Origin of the sequence: Tissierella praeacuta DSM 18095 (assembly GCF_900128955.1) — a bacterium.
Taxonomy (GTDB): Bacteria; Bacillota; Clostridia; order Tissierellales; family Tissierellaceae; genus Tissierella; species Tissierella praeacuta.
On sequence record NZ_FQTY01000001.1, the window covers coordinates 127,727 to 148,341 of the forward strand.

The 20,615-nt window shown below is 28.5% G+C and carries 18 protein-coding genes; 15 read left to right on the forward strand and 3 right to left on the reverse strand.

All coding sequences use genetic code 11. The features are described 5' to 3' along the window. The first annotated feature begins 28 nt into the window (after positions 1 to 28). Positions 29 to 934, forward strand: coding sequence for a ribokinase (locus BUB33_RS00710; protein WP_072971724.1), 906 nt, complete (start codon positions 29 to 31; stop codon positions 932 to 934). A 77-nt stretch (positions 935 to 1,011) separates the two neighbouring features. Here the strand turns inward: BUB33_RS00710 and BUB33_RS00715 are convergent, their stop codons facing one another. Beyond that, positions 1,012 to 2,031: a LacI family DNA-binding transcriptional regulator gene (locus BUB33_RS00715; RefSeq protein WP_072971727.1), complete on the reverse strand. Its 1,020-nt coding sequence runs from the start codon at positions 2,029 to 2,031 to the stop codon at positions 1,012 to 1,014. Positions 2,032 to 2,240: 209 nt separating this feature from the next. Between BUB33_RS00715 and BUB33_RS00720 the strand changes: the two genes are divergently transcribed. Beyond that, a complete protein-coding gene (locus tag BUB33_RS00720) occupies positions 2,241 to 3,302 on the forward strand; it encodes a hypothetical protein (protein WP_072971731.1) in 1,062 nt (353 codons plus the stop codon). Positions 3,303 to 3,327: 25 nt separating this feature from the next. Here the strand turns inward: BUB33_RS00720 and BUB33_RS00725 are convergent, their stop codons facing one another. Further along, entirely contained in the window at positions 3,328 to 4,530 is a 1,203-nt protein-coding gene (locus BUB33_RS00725) for an alanyl-tRNA editing protein (protein WP_072971734.1), read from the reverse strand. A 210-nt stretch (positions 4,531 to 4,740) separates the two neighbouring features. Between BUB33_RS00725 and BUB33_RS00730 the strand changes: the two genes are divergently transcribed. Together BUB33_RS00730 and holA are read left to right on the forward strand one after the other, a co-directional pair. After that, entirely contained in the window at positions 4,741 to 7,185 is a 2,445-nt protein-coding gene (locus BUB33_RS00730; protein WP_072971736.1) for a DNA internalization-related competence protein ComEC/Rec2, read from the forward strand. After that, positions 7,175 to 8,206: a DNA polymerase III subunit delta gene (gene holA, locus BUB33_RS00735; RefSeq protein WP_072971740.1), complete on the forward strand. Its 1,032-nt coding sequence runs from the start codon at positions 7,175 to 7,177 to the stop codon at positions 8,204 to 8,206. Before BUB33_RS00730 ends, holA begins: the two co-directional genes overlap by 11 nt. A gap of 36 nt (positions 8,207 to 8,242) precedes the next feature. On the opposite strand, the gene rpsT is transcribed toward holA, so the two are convergent. Then, positions 8,243 to 8,506, reverse strand: coding sequence for a 30S ribosomal protein S20 (gene rpsT / locus BUB33_RS00740; protein WP_072971742.1), 264 nt, complete (start codon positions 8,504 to 8,506; stop codon positions 8,243 to 8,245). A 156-nt stretch (positions 8,507 to 8,662) separates the two neighbouring features. Between rpsT and gpr the strand changes: the two genes are divergently transcribed. The 11 genes from gpr (at position 8,663) to prmA (ending at position 20,608) form a co-directional block, all read left to right on the forward strand. Continuing rightward, entirely contained in the window at positions 8,663 to 9,637 is a 975-nt protein-coding gene (gene gpr, locus BUB33_RS00745) for a GPR endopeptidase (RefSeq protein WP_072971744.1), read from the forward strand. A 73-nt stretch (positions 9,638 to 9,710) separates the two neighbouring features. Next, positions 9,711 to 10,760 carry a stage II sporulation protein P gene (gene spoIIP / locus BUB33_RS00750; RefSeq protein WP_072971748.1) on the forward strand — a complete coding sequence of 350 codons (1,050 nt, stop codon included), beginning with the start codon at positions 9,711 to 9,713 and terminating at the stop codon, positions 10,758 to 10,760. 68 nt (positions 10,761 to 10,828) lie between these two features. Then, positions 10,829 to 11,374 carry a signal peptidase I gene (lepB, locus tag BUB33_RS00755; protein ID WP_072971750.1) on the forward strand — a complete coding sequence of 182 codons (546 nt, stop codon included), beginning with the start codon at positions 10,829 to 10,831 and terminating at the stop codon, positions 11,372 to 11,374. A 49-nt stretch (positions 11,375 to 11,423) separates the two neighbouring features. Beyond that, the gene (locus BUB33_RS00760) at positions 11,424 to 11,723 is read left to right on the forward strand and encodes a hypothetical protein (protein ID WP_072971753.1); all 300 of its coding nucleotides are present in this window, start codon (positions 11,424 to 11,426) and stop codon (positions 11,721 to 11,723) included. A 40-nt stretch (positions 11,724 to 11,763) separates the two neighbouring features. Further along, on the forward strand, positions 11,764 to 13,575 hold the full coding sequence (gene lepA / locus BUB33_RS00765; protein WP_072971755.1) for a translation elongation factor 4: 1,812 nt from the start codon (positions 11,764 to 11,766) through the stop codon (positions 13,573 to 13,575). Positions 13,576 to 13,661: 86 nt separating this feature from the next. After that, positions 13,662 to 14,795, forward strand: coding sequence for a radical SAM family heme chaperone HemW (gene hemW, locus BUB33_RS00770; RefSeq protein ID WP_072971758.1), 1,134 nt, complete (start codon positions 13,662 to 13,664; stop codon positions 14,793 to 14,795). A gap of 134 nt (positions 14,796 to 14,929) precedes the next feature. Further along, positions 14,930 to 15,982 (forward strand): heat-inducible transcriptional repressor HrcA, encoded by a 1,053-nt coding sequence (gene hrcA, locus BUB33_RS00775; protein ID WP_072971761.1) that lies wholly within the window; start codon positions 14,930 to 14,932, stop codon positions 15,980 to 15,982. A gap of 24 nt (positions 15,983 to 16,006) precedes the next feature. Then, the gene (gene grpE, locus BUB33_RS00780; protein ID WP_072971764.1) at positions 16,007 to 16,543 is read left to right on the forward strand and encodes a nucleotide exchange factor GrpE; all 537 of its coding nucleotides are present in this window, start codon (positions 16,007 to 16,009) and stop codon (positions 16,541 to 16,543) included. A gap of 23 nt (positions 16,544 to 16,566) precedes the next feature. Beyond that, entirely contained in the window at positions 16,567 to 18,381 is a 1,815-nt protein-coding gene (dnaK, locus tag BUB33_RS00785) for a molecular chaperone DnaK (protein ID WP_072971767.1), read from the forward strand. Positions 18,382 to 18,467: 86 nt separating this feature from the next. Next, positions 18,468 to 19,580, forward strand: a complete 1,113-nt coding sequence (dnaJ, locus tag BUB33_RS00790) for a molecular chaperone DnaJ (protein ID WP_072971770.1) — start codon at positions 18,468 to 18,470, stop codon at positions 19,578 to 19,580. Positions 19,581 to 19,675: 95 nt separating this feature from the next. Then, positions 19,676 to 20,608 (forward strand): 50S ribosomal protein L11 methyltransferase, encoded by a 933-nt coding sequence (gene prmA / locus BUB33_RS00795; RefSeq protein WP_072971773.1) that lies wholly within the window; start codon positions 19,676 to 19,678, stop codon positions 20,606 to 20,608. Positions 20,609 to 20,615: the final 7 nt, after the last annotated feature.

Sequence of the window (20,615 nt, forward strand, 5' to 3'; positions counted from 1 at the left end):
TATTGTCCAAATTGGTAAGGAGGCATAAATGAAAATACTAAACTTTGGATCATTAAATTTAGATTATGTCTACAGTGTAGATCGGTTTGTTCGACCTGGGGAGACAAAATCTTCCAAGTCAATGCAGATTTTTTCAGGAGGAAAGGGTCTGAATCAATCCATTGCTCTAGCAAGATCAGGAGTTGAAGTTTATCATGCAGGTGCTGTTGGCAAATCAGATGGTGGAAAATTGATTGATATTCTTAAAACAAATAATGTAAATATTGATTATATAAAACATTATGATGATGTTTCTACAGGACATGCAATTATTCAAGTTGATGAAGATGGTCAAAATTGTATACTCCTTTACGGGGGAGCAAATCAAATGATAACCGAGAATCATGTAGATAGAGTTTTGGAGAATTTTACGAAGGGTGATTTTCTGATTCTACAAAATGAAATCAATATGCTGAAATATATAGTAGATGAGGGACATAAAAAAGGCCTTCAAATCGTCTTAAATCCCTCTCCAATGGATGAGAAGATATTTAGTTTAAATTTAGAGTATGTTGATTATTTTATGTTGAATGAGGTAGAAGCTGTTGATATTTGCGAAGGAGAAATAAAAGGAGATATATTAGATGCATTGAGAACTAAGTATCCTTCAGCTAAAATTATCTTAACACTGGGAGAAAAGGGAGTACGATTTAAAGATGGAGATACAGTTCTAGAGCATGGAATATTTAAAGTACCTGTGATAGACACCACTGCAGCAGGAGATACATTTACTGGTTATTTTATTGGAAGTCTTGCTAAGGGATATGATATTAGAGAAGCCTTAAGGCTTTCATCTATTGCATCTGCAATTACAGTATCTAGAAAAGGAGCAGAGAGTTCAATTCCTTATATGGAAGAGGTTCAAAATAGTAACTTAACTTTAGTATATGAGTAATAGATAAAAATCTCGGGTATTTTACCCGAGATTTTTTATTGCTAACTAAGTGGTTATAAATTATAGTAGATATCTTATTATGATGAATTTAATTTAGCAGTACTTTTTCGGACAACTAGTTTCGGAGCGTGAGTTGGTATTACGTTATTTTCTACTTCATTTTCGATAAGGTTTATGAGGTAATTAGTTGCTGTTTTACCCATTAACTCTACTGGCTGATGTACGGTAGTAAGGGGGACTTCTAGAATTTCGGATAAGTAAATATCATCATACCCAACAATGGATATATCTTTTGGAACAAATAAACCATGAGTTTGTAAACCTTTAAAAAGTCCATAGGCCATCATATCATTAAATGCAAAAATTGCAGTGAAATCTGTTTTAACTAGCTTATCTACTGCAGAAAGCCCTCCTTCAACTTGGTAATTTCCTTCTATGATTATATTTGGGTCATATGGAATCCCATTTTCTTTTAAGGCCATCTTATAACCTTTTAGACGTTCATTTGAGTCTATCAAATTATTAGGACCTGTTAAACATGCAATTCGTCTATGACCTAAATCTATTAAATGTTTTGTAGCAAGATAGCCACCTTTTAGATGATCCAAACGAGCAGTAATAATATTTGGAAAATCAAAATAACGGTCTAATGCAATAAATTTAATACCAAACCTTTGGAATAGTTCATATTTTTCTTTAAATTTTTTAGCATCACTATCCGAAGACATACAATATAATATTCCATCTACACCTTTCCCAGCAAGTATTTTAATATACTCTAAATCTCTATCATGCATATCATTAGAATTACATAAAAATACAGTCCAGCCTTTATCTCTACATTCATCTTCAATTCCCTTAGCAAGGTTTGAAAAAAAGTCATTTCTGATGTCTGGGACTATTAGACCAAGGGTCTTTGATCTTTTAGTCACAAGAGCCACTGCTAATTGGTTAGGGCTATAATTAAGATCTCTTGCAGCTTTTAGTACTATATCTTTAGTTTTTTGTGGTATATTATCTGCCCTGTTATTTAGTACTAATGAAACGGTTGTTGTGGATAAATTAGTTTTGATAGCTATATCCTTAATAGTTGCCAATAAATCACCTATTTCTATATAATTATTAAAATTACAATGTTGATAATATTATATCATAATATTAATAAATATAGTATAATTCAGATATATAAAATAAAAATAGAGGTATTCTATTATTATACTATTTCAAGAGTTCTTTTTCATCAATATGCACATAATAGTCCTAAAGGAATAAATTATAATATATAATCTTTTTAGGAGGTTTTTATATGGCAAAAATACGAAGAATATTTCCAGGAGGAAATACGTCCAATGGTTTTTATTCTTTTCATGATAATATCATAGGTTTAAATAGAAAGGCATTATATATATTGAAAGGCATGCCAGGAGGTGGGAAATCTTCTTTAATGAAGGAAATAGGTGAAAGAATTTTCCATGAAGGCTATAGTATAGAGTATCACCATTGCCCATCAGATCCCAACTCAATAGATGGGATTGTTATATGTGAACTAGACATAGCTATTGTAGACGGCACTCCACCACATACAATTGAGCCTTTATATCCAGGATTAACAGATAAAATAATAGACTTAGCACAATTTATAGATTCTCACTCTTTAGAATCTAATAAGGCAGAGATAGTTAAGGCTAAAATAAATAATAAATATGCCTATAGAAAGGCATTTAACTATTTTAAGGCTGCGAAAATTATATTTGAGGAAATAGAAGATGATAATAAATTAAAACTAGATATTAAAGGGATAAATGATGAAAGTAGAAAAGTTTTAGAAAAAATTTTTTCTAAAAGAGAGATAAAAATAATATCTAATGGATTTAGAGAAAGACATTTATTCTCTACGGCATATACACCTTATGGATTCGTAGACTATACAAATACCATATTGGAATGGGTAGAAGATATATACTATATAGACGGAACTATAGGAACAGGAAAAGACACTTTATTAAGTAGAATATTAGGAGAAGCAAAATTAAGAAATTATGAAGTAGAAATATATCATAATTCTTTGATACCAGAAAAAATTGAATCTATATTTATTAAGGAATTAGATACAATAATAACATCAAATAAATATGGGGAAAAATTTGCAAAAACAAAGGTAGATTTAAATAAATATTTAGATAATAGTAAATTAAGTAGAGAGGATTATAAGATGTTTAATGCTTTAGTAGATAAAGGAATTGAAAGTTTAAATGGAGCAAAAGAAAATCATTTTATCTTAGAAAAAGCTTACAAACCATCTGTTGATTTTTTAGGAGTGACTAAGGTTAAAGAAGAAATATTTAATGAGATTCTAAGTTATATATAAAATTAAAGGTTAGAGAAATATTTCTCTAACCTTTAATTTTATTTTTTATATTTTCAAAAAATATATTTAGTAAGCTATCTAAGTCATCAAGTGAACATCCACCTTGGATAGTTTGAGGGCTACCGCCGCCTTTAATTTCAAATTCCTCTGATACCTCTTTGAATATATCTTTAAGGTTAATATTTAAGTCTTTTGACACGCTAATTAAAAATTGTCCTTTATTTTCATATTTAGAACCATAAATTTGAATAGATTTCTCTATATTATTTAAGTGAACTGATATTTTATTAATTGTCTTTAAATCTCTATCGTCAAATATTTTAGTTACAAATGAAATTCCATCTATCTTTATAGCATTTTTTAATAAATCTTCTCCTTTATATCTAAGGAGTTCTTCTTGAATGTTTCTGTTGTTTTTTTCTAAATCTTCTTTTTGGTTATAGAGAATTTTAACCTTTTCTAATACATCAGTATCTTTTGAAGATAATAGTAAGCTAATATCTTTAATCATTTTACTTTTCCATCTATAGTCAAACAATGCTCTATTACCACAAACAAATTCAATTCTAATATTACCCTTATATTTTTCCCATTTTCTTATCTTTATAAGTCCTATTTCTCCAGTATTTCTCAAATGAGTACCAGCACAAGGAGAAAAATCTATATTATCAATTTCGACTATACGAATATTAGAATTAACAGTTGGTTGCTTTCTAATTGGAAGTTTATTTATATCATTTTTTTCAATATAATAGGATTTAATCTCGAAATTTGAAAATATTATTCTATTGGCATATATTTCGATTTTCTCAGAATCATCTTCAGATAAATCTGGCAAAGTAATATCAATATATACATAATCTTTTCCTATATGAAATCCAACAGTTTCACCATTGTAAAGTTTATAAAATGCAGCAGATAGCAGATGTTGCCCAGTATGTTGTTGCATGTTATCAAATCTATTTTCCCAATCTATATTCAGGATTACTTTATCACTATAAATATTTTCTTTCGTTACATGGATTATATCAGAATCTTCTTCATATACTTCCAATACTTGAACACCATTTATAGTACCTTTATCTCCAGGTTGTCCTCCAGATAAATGAGGATAAAAGATTGTTCTATTAAGTTTTATATAATATTTTCCATCTTTATATATTTTATCAACTATCCTTGAATCAATTTCTCGTAAATAAGGATTATCTAAATAAAGTCTATTTGTCATTTTGTTATCATTCCCTTCAATATTATATATTATATATTACCATAAAAAAACAAAAACAATAATAAAATATTAGTTCACTATGTTATAATAATATAAAATGAATTGAGGTGGTATGTATGCCAGATGGTAGCATATTGGTTTTATTAGGAGTAATACTTATGATTTGGAGTTTAAATAGGATGCATAGAAAAAAATAAGCTGGAGGGTTTTATGAATAGGCCTTTTGTGTTTATAACAATTCCATTAGCTTTAGGAATAATCATATCTTATTATTTAGAGATTAATAAAATTGTAAGTTTTATTTTACTTGTATTGACCATAGGAATTTATATTTTAAATCTTATAATGGAAAAGTCAAATGCTATAACATTATTTTCAATTCTTAGTTTATTAGGTTTAATATTTGGGAGTTATAGTTTAAATAGCAGTATTCTTGAAACAAAAGTAGATAGAAACATTATGTTAAGTGGTGTTGTTGATGAAATAATTTGCAGTGGTGAAGAACAAGGAAAATATATTGTTAAAGTTAATAAAATATTAGATAATTCAATGGATACCAGAGTAAAAGAAAAAATAGTGCTAAAGGTCATAGGGGACAAAAATATTGAATTAGGTGATGAAATAAGTTTTTTAGGTAAAGTAAAAATTCCACAAAATAATACTAATCCAATGCTTTTTAATTATAGATTAAATTTACTGTCAAACAAAATACATACAATAATGAGTGTAAGGGATTATTCTGTAATAAAAATTAAGAAAGAAGGTAAGACTTTTAGATATAAGTTAAAGGCTAATTTTATAGAAAACATAGAAAATTTATTTGATAGTAATCTAAATGTAAATAATAGTTCAATGATAAAAAGTATAATATTGGGAGAGTCCTCATATTTGGAAGAAGAGAATTTGGAGAAATATAGAAACCTAGGATTAGCCCATATATTGGCTGTATCAGGATTACATATAGGAATAATAGCTGGTTTTTTAAATTATATATTATCTCATTTAGGTATAAAAAGAAAATTAAATATAGTTATAACACTTAGTATTATTTGGATTTATGGATATCTAATAGGATTTCCACCTTCTTTACTTAGAGCTAATATAATGTTTAGTATAATCTTTTATGGGGAGTCTCTAAGAGAGCCCTATGATTCTATCAATACTTTGTTCTTTGCAATGTTTATTCTATTAATAGCAAATCCAATTTGGATTTTTAATATTGGATTTCAGCTTTCATTTATGGCAGCGTTTTCAATAATTTATTTTACACCTAAGATACAAAGAAAATTATACCCCTATAATAACAAAATAGTCTATGGATTATCTGGTATATTAGGAGTTCAGATAGGATTATTGCCAGTACAAGCCTATTATTTTAATAAGATATCAATATTAAGTATACTCTCTAATCTAATTATAGTTCCCATGTTATCTTTATCCTTAATCCTAGGGGGAATTATGGTATGCTTATTTTATACAATACCAATATTGACTTCTTTAATGGGCTGTATATTAGATTTTATTTTATCAATACAGTTTGAATTAGTAAATATATTATATAAGCTACCTATTGGTATATTGAAAGTTCCTTCACCAAACATTTTTGAGATTTTTCTATATTATACCTTTTTGCTTATAGTGTTTAAAATTATAAATATAGATGGATTTAGTTTTAATATTAAAAAATCTATTATATATTATTTGGTTATTTTAATATTATTTAATTTTTTAGTATTGTTTAATGATAAATCTATTGATATAAATTTTATAGATGTAGGTCAAGGAGATTCAGTTTTAATTAATACTAAAAGAGGAAGCTACTTAGTAGACACAGGTGGCAATGTAATGGATTCTTTTGATATAGGAAAAAATATTACACTTCCCTATTTAGAAAAAAATGGTATAAATAAACTTAGGGGTATCTTTATAACTCATTTTGATGATGATCATTGTAAGTCATTGCCGCTTTTAATGGAGAATATAGATATAAGTAATATTTTAATATCCTACAAAGACAATGAAAGTCCAGTGTATAATAAAATAAAGGAAAAAGACATACCTTTAACTATATTAAATGAAAAAGACTTAATATGGTTAGATGACAACACATCTATAGAAGTTTTAAGTCCCAATGAAGATTTAAGGAAAGCAAAATTAAATCCTAATAATTTATCCTTAGTATTTTTACTTTCATATTATAATAAGAAAATACTATTTACTGGTGATATAGAGAAGGAAGCAGAAACTATATTAGCAAATAAACTTAGAGAAAATATTGATATAATAAAAGTACCTCATCACGGAAGCAATACTTCCTCTACAGAAGAATTTTTAAATAATATAAGACCAACAATAGGAGTTATTTCAGTTGGAAGAAATAATTTTTATGGACATCCAAAGGAAGAAGTTCTAGATAGATATAATAAATTAGGTACTAGATTATATAGAACAGATAATATGGGATTGATTACAGTAAAATTAAATAAAGAAAAAATGGATATTATACCATTTATACGTGATAAATTTGAATTAATGGTTTTGTTAAAAGAAAATTTAATGGATATTATTTTATATATAGTATATTATTTAATAGCTTATATTTTAATAAAGATTTATTTACATCTAGAAGAGGGGTTGGCAGTTAATGAATTATAGCGAATTTATGAAGAGCATAAATAAGGAGAGTCTATTATCTGTATATTTATTTGTAGGAGCAGAGGAATATCTTATGAATGAGGCAATAGAATCTTTAAAGGAAAGGTATATTGATGAATCTTTAGAAGCATTAAACTATATGATAATAGATGGTAAGGAAATGAAATTTGACAATATTTTAAATGCATGTGAAACACTACCATTTATGTCATCTAAGAAATTAGTTGTTATAAGAGATATCAGTGAAATTATAGAAAATGAAGGTGATGATTTAGAAGGAAAGCTTAGCTCATATGTAGAAAAACTAGATAGCTACCTTTGCTTAATTATAATGGATAGATCTAATAAACTTAAAAAAACAAGTAAATTGTATAAGGGGATTAATAGATTAAATGGGATAGTAGAATTTAATAAGCTAAAAGGAAAAGAACTAAACATATGGGTAGAAAATAGATTAAAGAATTATAAAAAAAGAATATCTAATGCAAATTTAAACTATTTTATTCAGGAAACAGGATATAGTGATTATACTAGCATTAAAACTCTTTATGACTTAGAAAATGAATTATTAAAATTAATTAACTATGTATCTAATAATGAAATTGTAAAAGAGGATATAGATATGGTTTTAGCTAAGACATTAGATACTAATATATTTAATTTGCTTGCTAGTATAAATAAGAAGGATAGTGACTCAGCTTTAAAGGTATTTAATGAAATGTATATATCAAACGAGCCAGTTCAAAGGATACTTTCTATGATAATAAGGCAATTAAGATTAATGTTAGGATATAAATTATATAGGGAAAAAGGATACTCTGAGGGAGAAACTCAAGAAAAATTACAAGTAAAACCTTATGAATTCAAAAAAATATCTAAAGAATCCTATAACTTTACTGAAAAACAACTTGAGAAAATCTTGAATTACATTTTAGAGCTAGATATAAAACAAAAGACTAGTTCTCATGATGAAAAACTAGCCCTTGAAATGTTAATTATTAAACTAGCTTATTTGACATAAAAAAACTTCGGCCTCCCGAAGTTTTATCTACTTTAATTACATTGCATTATTTAATTTCTTCGTTAAGCGGCTAACTTTTCTAGATGCGTTATTCATATGAATAACATTCTTATGAGCAGCTTTCTTTAATTTCTTATCAATAGCCTTAAGTAATACTTTTGCCTCATCGAAATTTCCGTTATCAATAGCTTTATCAAATTTTTTAATATATGTTTTAATTTCAGATTTTCTAGCTTTATTTATAGCTGTTCTTTTCTCTGTAATAAGAATTCTTTTTTTAGCAGATTTAATATTTGCCAATAGTTTCACCTCCTCTAATCTAACAAAAAACATTTTATCACGAAGAACTATAAAATGCAAGGATATTTAACATTATAATGGATAAAATTATAATAAAAGCTTTTATTGAAGCATTAAAATATTTAAGGAAACTTTTATCAAGAGAGGAGAATTAAATTGTATCAAATTCGTACTGATCTAGCTATAGAAAACAGAGAAATATATAAAAATGAAAGGAATAAAGATTCTAGAGGTATCAATGTAGAAAAAGAAGAAAATGAATCTTATATAGTTACAAGGATAAAAGTATTAAATAAAGAAGGTAGTGAAAATTTAAATAGGCCAATAGGAAATTATATAACCATTGATGTGCCTAAACTAAATAAATCAGATGAAGATTTAAAGGACGAAATATCCCAAGTGGTAGCTAAAGAAATAAAAGGTTTAGGTAAGAACAAGGAAGATAGCAAAATTTTAATTGTAGGACTAGGAAATTGGAATATTACTCCAGATGCTCTAGGACCAAAGGTTGTAGAAAGAGTTTTAGTTACTAGACAATTTTTTGTTAATTATAATAAGGAAATAGATGAAACTGTTGCTAATGTCGCAGCGTTATCTCCAGGAGTTATGGGGATAACAGGTATAGAAACAGGGGAGATAATAAAAGGAGTAGTGGAAAAAGTTAAGCCGGATTTAGTAATAGCTGTAGATGCTTTAGCTTCAAGAAAAATGGATAGAGTGTCTACTACAATACAAATATCTGATACAGGAATAAACCCTGGATCAGGTGTAGGAAATAATAGAATGGAATTTAATGAAAATACTCTTGGAGTTCCAGTAATTGCAATAGGGATACCAACTGTTGTAGATGCAGCTACTATTGTAAATGATACCTTGGATTTAGTAATAGATTCATTAAAATCTGAATCTAAGGAGGGATCAGATTTTTATAATTTATTATCAAAAGTATCATCTGAAGAAAAATATTCTTTAATTCAAGACGTATTAAATCCTTATATGAAAAATGTAGTGGTGACGCCTACTGATATTGACGCATTAGTTGACGATTTATCCATAATAGTAGCGAATGGTTTAAACATTGCCCTACATCCAGGAATAGATTTAAAAGATGTAAATAGATATATCAGATAAATAAATTTTAGTATATTTGCTCCCCAATGAGAATATAATTTTTGTATTGAAAGTATATTAGGGAGTGTTCAACATGAGAAAATCTAGAAAATCTGATTATATTATTTTGGCATTGCTATGTTTAATAATTTTAAATATTGGTGCAATAGGTATTGGATTATATTCATCAAAATTGCATAATGTAAATAAAAAAGAATTTAAGATAACTAATATCCCATTTGAAAAAGTAAAAAATATGCTAAATATAAATATGGAAATAAGAAAAACTATAAATTCTTTTTTTCCCATGACAAAAAAATTAGATAATAAGAGAAATTCCATGGAAGAAAGGATTTCGTTGCCAGAGAATGAAGAATACAATTCGGAAAATGATATAATCATAGAGAACTTACATGAATATGAGTCATTAATAATAGTTAAAGATTCAAATGAATTAAATACAATAGATAGTATTCCAGAACCTTTGACTGCTAAGAAGTTTAAGATAGATAAAGAAAAGCCCTATATTTTAATATATCATACACACGCGACAGAGGCTTATTTGATGGCAAAGTCTAATAATTATAGAAGTCAAGATAAAAAAAATAATATGATAAGTATAGGTAATACAATAGCAACTGTTTTAGAAGCTAATGGTCATAAAGTAGATCATGTTGAAACTGTTCATGATTTACCTTCATATAATAAATCTTATTCTAGGAGCCTCAATACAATAAAAAACAAAATGGCAGAGTCTAGTAATATAAAGGTGTTATTGGATATACATAGAGATGCCATTGTAGATGAAAGCCCTAATATGGAAACTGTAAAAGCAAAATCTAAAACTGATATAGGAGGTAAATCGGTTGCTACTTTTTCTTTAGTAGTAGGTCCGGATTCTGTTAATAAGGAGCAAGTACTAGGATTTGCTAAGTATGTGAAAGCTGTTTCTGATACCTTATATCCCGGATTATGTAGAGGTATATTAATAAAACCTAGAGGAAAGTATAATCAATATTTATCAGACTATTCAGCATTAATAGAAGTAGGATATAATTTTAATACAATAGAGGAAGCAAATGAGGGAGCCAAATTAGTTGGAGAGGTTTTGTCTATGGTAATGAGTGGATTGCTAGAAGAATAGTCTTTTATAATTTTTACAAATCTGATATAATGTAAATTACTTAAGATAGCACTGGGAGGGAATACTTAATGGAAGAAAACAATAAAGATGTAAAAAATGAAACTATAGAATGGATTAAGAGTATTGTAACAGCTGTGGTTATTGCAATTTTAATTAAAGCTTTTATTTTTAATACTACTTATGTATTAGGTAATTCCATGTATCCTACTTTACATGAAAAAGATAGACTTTTTGCAAATAAAGTTTCTTTATATTTCAAAGGACCATCAAGAGGAGATGTAATAGTTCTCAAAGCACCAGATGACCCAGTTAAGGATTATATAAAAAGAGTAATAGGTATAGAGGGTGATTTAGTAGAGATTAAAGACGGTAAGGTATATGTTAATGGTTCTCTGTTAAATGAACCATACTTAGTTAATGATTCATATACCCACATATATGATGAAGATACTTGGAAAGTTCCAAAGGGACAGGTTTTTGTTTTAGGCGATAATAGAGCCGAAGGAGCTTCTAAGGATAGTCGTTATTTTGGATGTGTATCAGTTAAATCTATTAAAGGAATTACAGGATTTAGATATTTTCCAGTAGATAATAGATTTGGAAAAATTAATTAAGTTTTGCATAATATATGCAGAAATTGGATAATCTAATCTGGGTGATAATATGGAAACTAGGTTAGAAAGAAATAAAAGATTGAGAAAAGAAATTCGAAGAAAAAGAGTAAAAAGATTTTATATTTTAATTTTAATTTTATTTTTAATATTAGGCATAGAAATTGTAAATCAAAACATTATAGAATTAAATTGTTTAGATAATCCAAATATTTTTAGAGTTAATATTAGTGCAAGGAGATTAGATGTTTTGGGAGAATCCTATATAATAGATTTGTCTCTTTTGAAAAAAATTATTAAAAGACCAGTTTCTGGTCTTTTAGTTTTACATAATAGTAAATTTCTGCTATAATTGTCTAGAGTTATCTTGAAACTTCATAAGGAGGAAAAATATGCAAAGAATTAAACAAGAAAATATTAGAAATTTTTCGATTATTGCCCATATTGACCATGGAAAATCTACTTTGGCAGATAGATTAATAGAGAGAACGGGAATGTTGACTTCAAGAGAAATGCAAAATCAAGTTTTAGATAATATGGACTTGGAAAGAGAGAGAGGTATAACAATAAAGTTAAAGGCTGTAAGATTGGTTTACAATGCTAAAGATGGAGAAGAATACATATTAAATCTCATAGATACTCCGGGACATGTGGACTTTAACTATGAAGTCTCAAGGTCCCTAGCTGCATGTGAAGGAGCAATACTTGTAATAGATGCTACTCAAGGAATAGAAGCACAGACTTTAGCTAATGTATATTTAGCATTAGATCAAGACTTAGAAATATTACCTGTAATAAATAAAATAGATTTACCAAGTGCAAGACCAGATGAAGTAAAAAAAGAAGTCGAAGATATTATTGGAATAGACTGTGAGGAAGCACCACTTATATCAGCAAAGGAAGGTTTAAATATTGAAGATGTATTGGAAAACATAGTAAAGAATGTACCTGCTCCTAAGGGAGATCCAAAGGCACCTTTAAAGGCATTAATATTTGATTCTTATTATGATAGTTATAAAGGTGTTGTTTGCTATATAAGAGTATTTGAAGGTACAATAAAACCTGGTATGAACATAAAAATGATGTCTACAGGAAAAACCTATGAAGTAGTAGAAGTTGGTGTAAATACTTCAAAGCATATATCACTGGATAAATTGGAACCAGGAGAAGTAGGATTTGTAACTGCTAGTATTAAAAATGTAAAAGATGCAAGGGTTGGAGATACCATAACTGATGATGATAATCCTACTGAGAAGGCTTTGCCTGGATATAAAAAGGTTATTCCTATGGTTTATTGTGGTATTTATCCAGCAGAAGGTGAAGATTTTAATACAGTAAGAGAAGCCTTAGAGAAATTGCAAGTAAATGATGCAGCCTTAGATTTTGAGCCTGAAACTTCTGCTGCATTAGGATTTGGATTCAGATGTGGTTTTTTGGGACTTTTACACATGGAAATTATTCAAGAAAGATTAGAAAGGGAATTTGACTTAAACATAATAACTACAGCACCTTCAGTTATATATAAAGTAACAAAAACTACTGGAGAAGTCCTTCATATACAAAATCCTTCCAATCTTCCTCCCACTACAGAGATAGAGTATATGGAAGAGCCTATTGTAACTGCAAATATTATGACACCTACAGATTATGTTGGTACCATAATGGAGCTTTGTCAAAACAAAAGGGGTACTTTCTTAAATATGGAGTATTTAGAGGAAAAGAGAGTTGTATTACATTATGAACTACCTTTAAATGAAGTTATTTATGATTTTTTTGACGCACTTAAATCAAAAACGAGAGGATATGCTTCCTTAGATTATGATTTAAAGGGATATCAGCAATCAGAGCTGGTAAAAATGGATATATTAATTAATGGAGAATTGGTAGATGCATTCTCTTTAATTGTACACGAGGAAAAAGCATATGAAAGAGGAAGAACTATAGCAGAAAGATTAGTAGATGTAATACCAAGGCATCAATTTGCAGTACCTATACAGGCTGCTATTGGTTCTAAGATAATAGCTAGGGAGACAATAAGGGCTCTTAGGAAAGACGTACTTGCCAAATGTTATGGTGGAGATATTTCAAGAAAGAAAAAGTTATTAGAAAAGCAAAAAGAGGGTAAAAAACGAATGAGACAAATTGGTTCAGTAGAGGTTCCACAGGAAGCTTTCCTAACAGTATTGAAATACGATGAAAAATAATTTGCTTATAAATGACATATCTGTTATTTATATAAAACTGTAGGGAACGACCACTAAGTCGTTCCTATTTTGTTTGGAGGAATAAAATGAAAGACTTATCCTTGTATATTCATATACCTTTTTGCATAAGCAAATGTTATTATTGCGACTTTTCATCTTTTACTAATATAAATCATAAAATTGATGAATATATAAATAGTTTGATAATTGAATTAGATTTATATAAAGATAAAATAAAGGATTATAGTATTAAAACTATATTTATAGGCGGTGGAACTCCTTCCTGTATAAATCCAAGGTATATTAATAGAATATTAGAATTTATATATAGAAATTTTAATACCAGTGATTTAGTAGAAGTAACAATAGAAGCTAATCCTGGTACTTTAGACAAAGAAAAAGTACAGATATATATGGAATCTGGAATAAATAGAGTAAGTATGGGTATGCAAACCTTAGATGACACCCTATTAAAATCTATAGGTAGAATACATAGTACTAAAGATTTTTATAAAAGTTATGAAATATTAAGAAATGGGAATATGAAAAATATCAATGTAGATCTAATATTTGGACTTCCTAATCAAAGTATAGACCAAGTAATAAGCTCATTAAAAAAGGTAGTAGAGTTGGGAGTAGAACATGTATCCTATTATGGACTTATACTAGAAGAAAATACAAAGTTTTATAAATTATACAATGAAGGAAAAATATTTCTACCTGATGAAAATATAGAAAGGATGATGTACCATAAAGCTACTGAATATTTAACTAATCATGGATATAAACATTATGAAATATCTAATTACGCTTTACCTACATACGAATGTAAACATAATTTGGTATATTGGGAAGTAAGACCATATCTTGGAGTAGGTTTGAGTAGCCATTCAAATATGAGAGGAAAAAGATTTTTTAATACATCAGATATAAATATCTATATTGAAAAATTAAATATGAATAAACTTCCTGTAGAAGGTGAAGAAATAATAGATAAAGATACTGAAATGGAAGAATTTTGTATTCTTGGCATAAGAAAGATAGAAGGTTTAAGTAAGATAGAATTTAAAAATAGATTTGAAGTTGAAATAGAAAAGATATATGGTGATATAATAAAAAAACATATAGATAATGGTTTGATATTAAATGATCATAATATTAGGCTAACTAAAAAAGGACTTGATTTATCTAATTTAGTTGAAGTAGATTTTTTAAAATAATAAAAAATTTTCAATAAAGGTATTGACAAAATTTATAAGTAGTGGTAACTTTAAATCGTAAGCATTAGCACTCGATAGCATAGAGTGCTAATAAAAGGATATCTAGTATGTAAAGGATACTGAGGTGATTGAATATGCTAGATGATAGGAAACTTAAAGTTCTCTATGCAATTATTAACTCTTATGTAAGTAGTGCAGAGCCTATAGGCTCTAGAACAATAACTAAACAATATGATTTAGGTGTAAGTTCTGCTACTATAAGAAATGAGATGTCCGATTTAGAAGAGTTGGGATATTTAAATAAACCCCATTCATCTTCCGGTAGAGTACCATCAGATAAGGCATATAGATTATATGTAGATGAAATTTTAAAAAAGAAAAAACCTAAAATAGATTTAATAAAAAAGGATGAAATAAAAAGAATACTAGCTAGGGAATCTAGAGAAATAGAACAGTTAATACAAAATTCGGCAAAGGTTCTATCATCTATAACTAGCTATACGGCACTTGCCATCTCTCCACAATTAAAAGGTTCTAGAATAAAACATATTCAGTTAATACCAATTGACAATTTACAAATACTGATGGTATTAGTTACAAATACTGGAGTAGTTAAAAATTCTATTTTTAAATTAAACAAAGAAATACCAGAGGAACAAACAGTAATAATATCTAATTTTTTAAATGATAAATTAAAAGGATTATCAATAGATGAGATAGGAGATGAGATCTCAGATGGAATTATAAAAGAAATCTATGATTATAAAACTATTATAGATGGAATAATTCCTATTATAAGTCAGTCTATGGATGATGTAGACAATGTTGATTTATATGCTGATGGGATAACAAGGATACTTGATTTTCCAGAATATAGAGATTTAGAAAAAGCTAAATCTTTTATATCTTTTATAGAAGATAAAGATTTAGTAGTAGATCTTTTGTTAAACAACTCTTTATCTCAAGATATAGAGATAACAATAGGTAATGAAAATATTTATGATGCAATAAAGGATTGTAGTTTAATTACAACTACTTATAAATTAGGAGATAAAACCATAGGTAAAATAGGAATAATTGGTCCTACAAGAATGGATTATTTAGCATTGATGAACATTATGCATTTATTTTCTGTAAACATTACAGAAATTATAAATATGTTAATGAGTAAACATATCTCAAAGTAACCATAACATTTAAGAGGTGATGTAATGAGCAACAATAATGAAGGGAATAAAGATAATAAAGATTTAATGGAAGAAGATATTCAAGAGAAAGAAATGGAAAGTAAATCTGAATCATTAGAAGATAATTTGGAATCAAAAGACAAGGAAATTGAAGAGTTAAATAACAAGCTATTAAGACTCCAAGCTGATTTTGTTAATTTTAAGAAAAGAACTGAAAAGGAAAAGGAAAGTACCATTTCCTATGCCTTAGAATCTTTTGTATGTAGTCTATTACCTATAATAGATAATTTTCAGAGAGCTATGGAGTCAGAAGATAACAAAGAAAGTGGTTTTTATCAAGGTATAGAAATGATATATCAACAATTAATGAAAGTTCTTAATGAAAACAATATTGAAGAGATTAAATCTCTAGGAGAAAATTTTGATCCTAATTTTCATCATGCCGTTTTTATGGAAGAATCTGATGAATATGAGGAAGGAAAGATAACAGAAGTTCTACAAAAGGGCTATATGTTAAAGGATAAGGTTATTAGACCATCTATGGTTAAAGTTGCAAAATAAGATTATTTTAAGGAGGAGATTTTATGGGAAAAATAATTGGAATTGATTTAGGTACTACAAACTCATGTGTTGCTGTTATGGAAGGTGGAGAACCTAATATAATATCTAATATAGAAGGAAATAGAACAACACCATCTATAGTTGCTTTTACAAAAGATGGAGAAAGACTTGTTGGGGAAACAGCAAAAAGACAAGCTATTACAAATCCAGATAGGACTATAGCATCAATTAAAAGAAAAATGGGTTCTGATTACAAAGTAAATATAGATGGAAAAAATTATTCGCCAGAAGAAATATCTGCTATGATTTTACAAAAAATAAAAATGGATGTGGAGAGCTACTTAGGTGAAACTGTTACAGAAGCTGTAATTACAGTTCCAGCATATTTTACAGATAGCCAAAGACAAGCAACAAAAGATGCAGGAAAGATTGCAGGGTTAGAAGTAAAAAGAATTATCAACGAACCAACAGCTGCTGCATTGGCTTATGGAATGGATAAAGAAGAAGGGCAGCATAAGATAATGGTATTTGACCTTGGGGGAGGTACCTTTGACGTATCTATTCTAGAATTAGGAGATGGAGTATTTGAAGTATTGGCTACTCGTGGAAATAACCACTTAGGTGGAGATGATTTTGATGAAGCTTTAGTAAATTATATAGCAGATCAATTTAAGAAAGAAAATGGCATTGATTTAAAACAAGATAAAATGAGCTTGCAAAGATTAAAAGAAGCTGCAGAAAAGGCAAAGAAAGAATTATCTTCTACTATGTCAACAAATATAAATCTGCCATTTATTACTGCTACTCAAGCAGGACCATTACATTTAAATATGGATATAACAAGAGCTAAGTTTAATGAATTAACTTCTGATTTAGTAGATAAGACTTTAGAGCCTGTTAAAGAGGCATTAAAAGATGCAGGATTACAAGCTTCAGATATAGAAAAGGTTCTTTTAGTTGGAGGCTCTACAAGAATACCAGCTGTACAAGATGCAGTTAAAAAATTGATTGGAAAAGATCCACAAAAGGATATTAACCCAGATGAGTGTGTTGCTTTGGGAGCATCTATTCAAGGTGGAGTACTTGCAGGAGAAGTAAAAGATATATTATTATTAGATGTTACACCTCTATCTCTTGGTATTGAAACCTTAGGAGGAGTAACTACTAGATTGATTGAAAGAAATACGACAATACCAACGAAGAAGAGCCAAATATTTTCAACTGCAGCAGATAATCAAACATCAGTAGACATTCATGTACTGCAAGGTGAACGTCAAATGGCAAGTGACAATACTACTCTAGGCAGATTCCAATTAACTGGAATACCACCAGCACCAAGAGGAATTCCACAAATAGAGGTAACTTTTGATATAGATGCTAATGGTATTGTAAATGTAAGTGCTAAAGATTTAGGAACAGGGAAAGAACAAAAAATAACTATTACAGCATCGACTAAACTTTCTGATGAAGAAATAGAAAGAAAAGTAAAAGAAGCAGAAAGATTTGAAGAAGAAGATAAGAAGAAAAAAGAAGCCATTGAAATAAGAAATAATGGGGATAACTTGGTTTATCAAACTGAAAAGAGTCTAAAAGAATTAGAAGGAAAAATTTCAGAAGATGAAAAGTCTAAGGTTGAATCTAAGTTGGAAGAACTTAAGAAATCTTTAGAAGGGGATAATCATGATGAAATTAAACAAAAAACTGAAGAATTAACTGAGGTCTTTTATTCAATATCTCAAAAAATGTATGAACAGACTGGAGCAAATCCAAATGAAGGCGGCTCAGGACCAAAAGATGACGTAGTAGATGCGGATTATGAGGTCGTGGATGAAGACTAGATATAAATATAAATTAAGCTAAATCATTTGATTTAGCTTAATTATTTGATATAATTGTATAAGCAAATTTAAAGGTTGGTGAAATGATGAGGGATTATTATGAGATCCTAGGTATAGAAAAAAATGCATCAGATGATGAAATAAAAAAAGCATATAGATCTTTAGCAAAAAAATATCATCCTGATTTGAATCCAGACAATAAAGAAGCAGAGGCGAAATTTAAAGAAGTCAATTCTGCTTATGAAATATTATCTGACCCAGAAAAAAGATCTAGATATGATAGATTTGGTCATGCAGGTGTAGATCCGCAAGCAGGAGGATACAGTGGTGGATTTGGAGGTTTTGGTGATATATTTGAGGATATTTTCGATATATTTGGAGGAGGATTTAGTCAAAGCAGAAGGTCTGGTCCAGTAAGAGGCTCAGATTTAAGATATAACTTAAATTTAGAATTTAAAGAAGCTGTTTTTGGGACAGAAAAAGAAATACAAGTTAGAAGAACTGAAAATTGTCATACATGTGGTGGAACAGGAGCTAAACCAGGAACTGAAAAGGAAACTTGCTCAACATGTAAAGGTAGAGGAGAAGTAAGATACGCTCAGCAAACCCCTTTTGGACAATTTGTTAGGACATCAACTTGTGATGTATGTAATGGGACTGGAGAGGTAATTAAAGATAAATGTACTACTTGTGGTGGTACTGGTAAAGAAATTAAGATAAAAAAGATAAAAGTGAAAATTCCAGCAGGTGTAGATACTGGCTCTATTATTTCCATGAGAGGAGAAGGAGAGGCAGGAGAGAAAGGTGGCCCTAATGGTGATTTGTATATTTATATAAATGTGGCTGAAGATCCAATATTTAAACGCTCAGGCAATGATATATATCTATCAATACCTATTTCCTTTGTAGAAGCAGCACTAGGAGCAGAAATAGAAGTACCGACTTTAGAGGGAATAATAAATTATAGAATTGAAGAAGGAACTCAAACAGGAACAGAATTCAGACTTAGAAATATGGGTGTACCTAATGTTAAAGGTCATGGTAAAGGAGATTTATTTTTTACTGTAGTGGTTCAAGTTCCAACTAAATTAACTGATAAACAGAAAGAGCTTCTAAGGGACTTTGCAAATGAAAAAGGGGAAAATATAAAGGAACATAAAAAAGGTTTTTTTGATAAAGTAAAAGATGCTTTTAATTAACAATCACTCTAAGAGTGATTGTTTTAAAATTAAGGTAGTTTTTCTTTAGTGTTTAGGGTATAATTATTTTAGATTTTGAAAAAGGATGTGTATTTATGAATTGGACGGAGGTTCAAATAAAAACTACTGCCGAATTAGAAGACTTAGTATCAAATGTTTTATATGATGCAGGTGCTACGGGACTTGCTATAGAAGATCCAAGGGATATATTAGAATTATCTAAATCTAAGGAAAGATGGGATTTTGTTGATCCAAGTTTAATAAATTCGGATTTTGATGGTGTATTAATTAAAGCTTATTTTTCAGAAGCTGATGATTTAGAAAACAAAATTGAAGAAATAAAAAATAGAATAAAGAATGATCCTATACTAAATACAGGAAATAATGAAATTAAAATAAATATAATAGATGATAATGACTGGGCTGAAGCTTGGAAAAAATATTATAAGCCAATAAAAATAGGCGAAAGAATTTTAATTAAACCCTCTTGGGAAAAATATGTTTTAGAAGAAAATGATATATTAATTGAATTAGATCCAGGTATGGCTTTTGGAACTGGAACTCATGAAACTACTATGATGTGTACGGAAGCTTTAGAAAAACATGTAAAATCAGGAGATATAGTATATGACATTGGTTGTGGAAGTGGGATACTTAGCATAGTCGCAGCAAAGTTAGGAGCTGAAAAGGTAGTAGGAGTAGATTTAGATGAATTATGTGTAAAAGTATCAAATGAAAATATAAAATTAAATAATGTGAATAAAATTGTTGAAATTAAAGAAGGTAATTTATTAGATGTAGTTGATGGAAAAGCAAATATAATAGTTTCCAATATAATAGCAGAAATAATTGCAGGAATGACAAAAGATTTAAGAGCTTATTTAAAAGATGATGGTATATTTATTACTTCTGGTATTATTGTAGAAAAAATTGAATTAGTAGAAAAAGCATTACTAGAAAATGGGTTTAAAGTACTTGATATCAAAAGGTTAAATGGTTGGGCTTGTATTATAGCTACTAATAATTAGGTGGAAA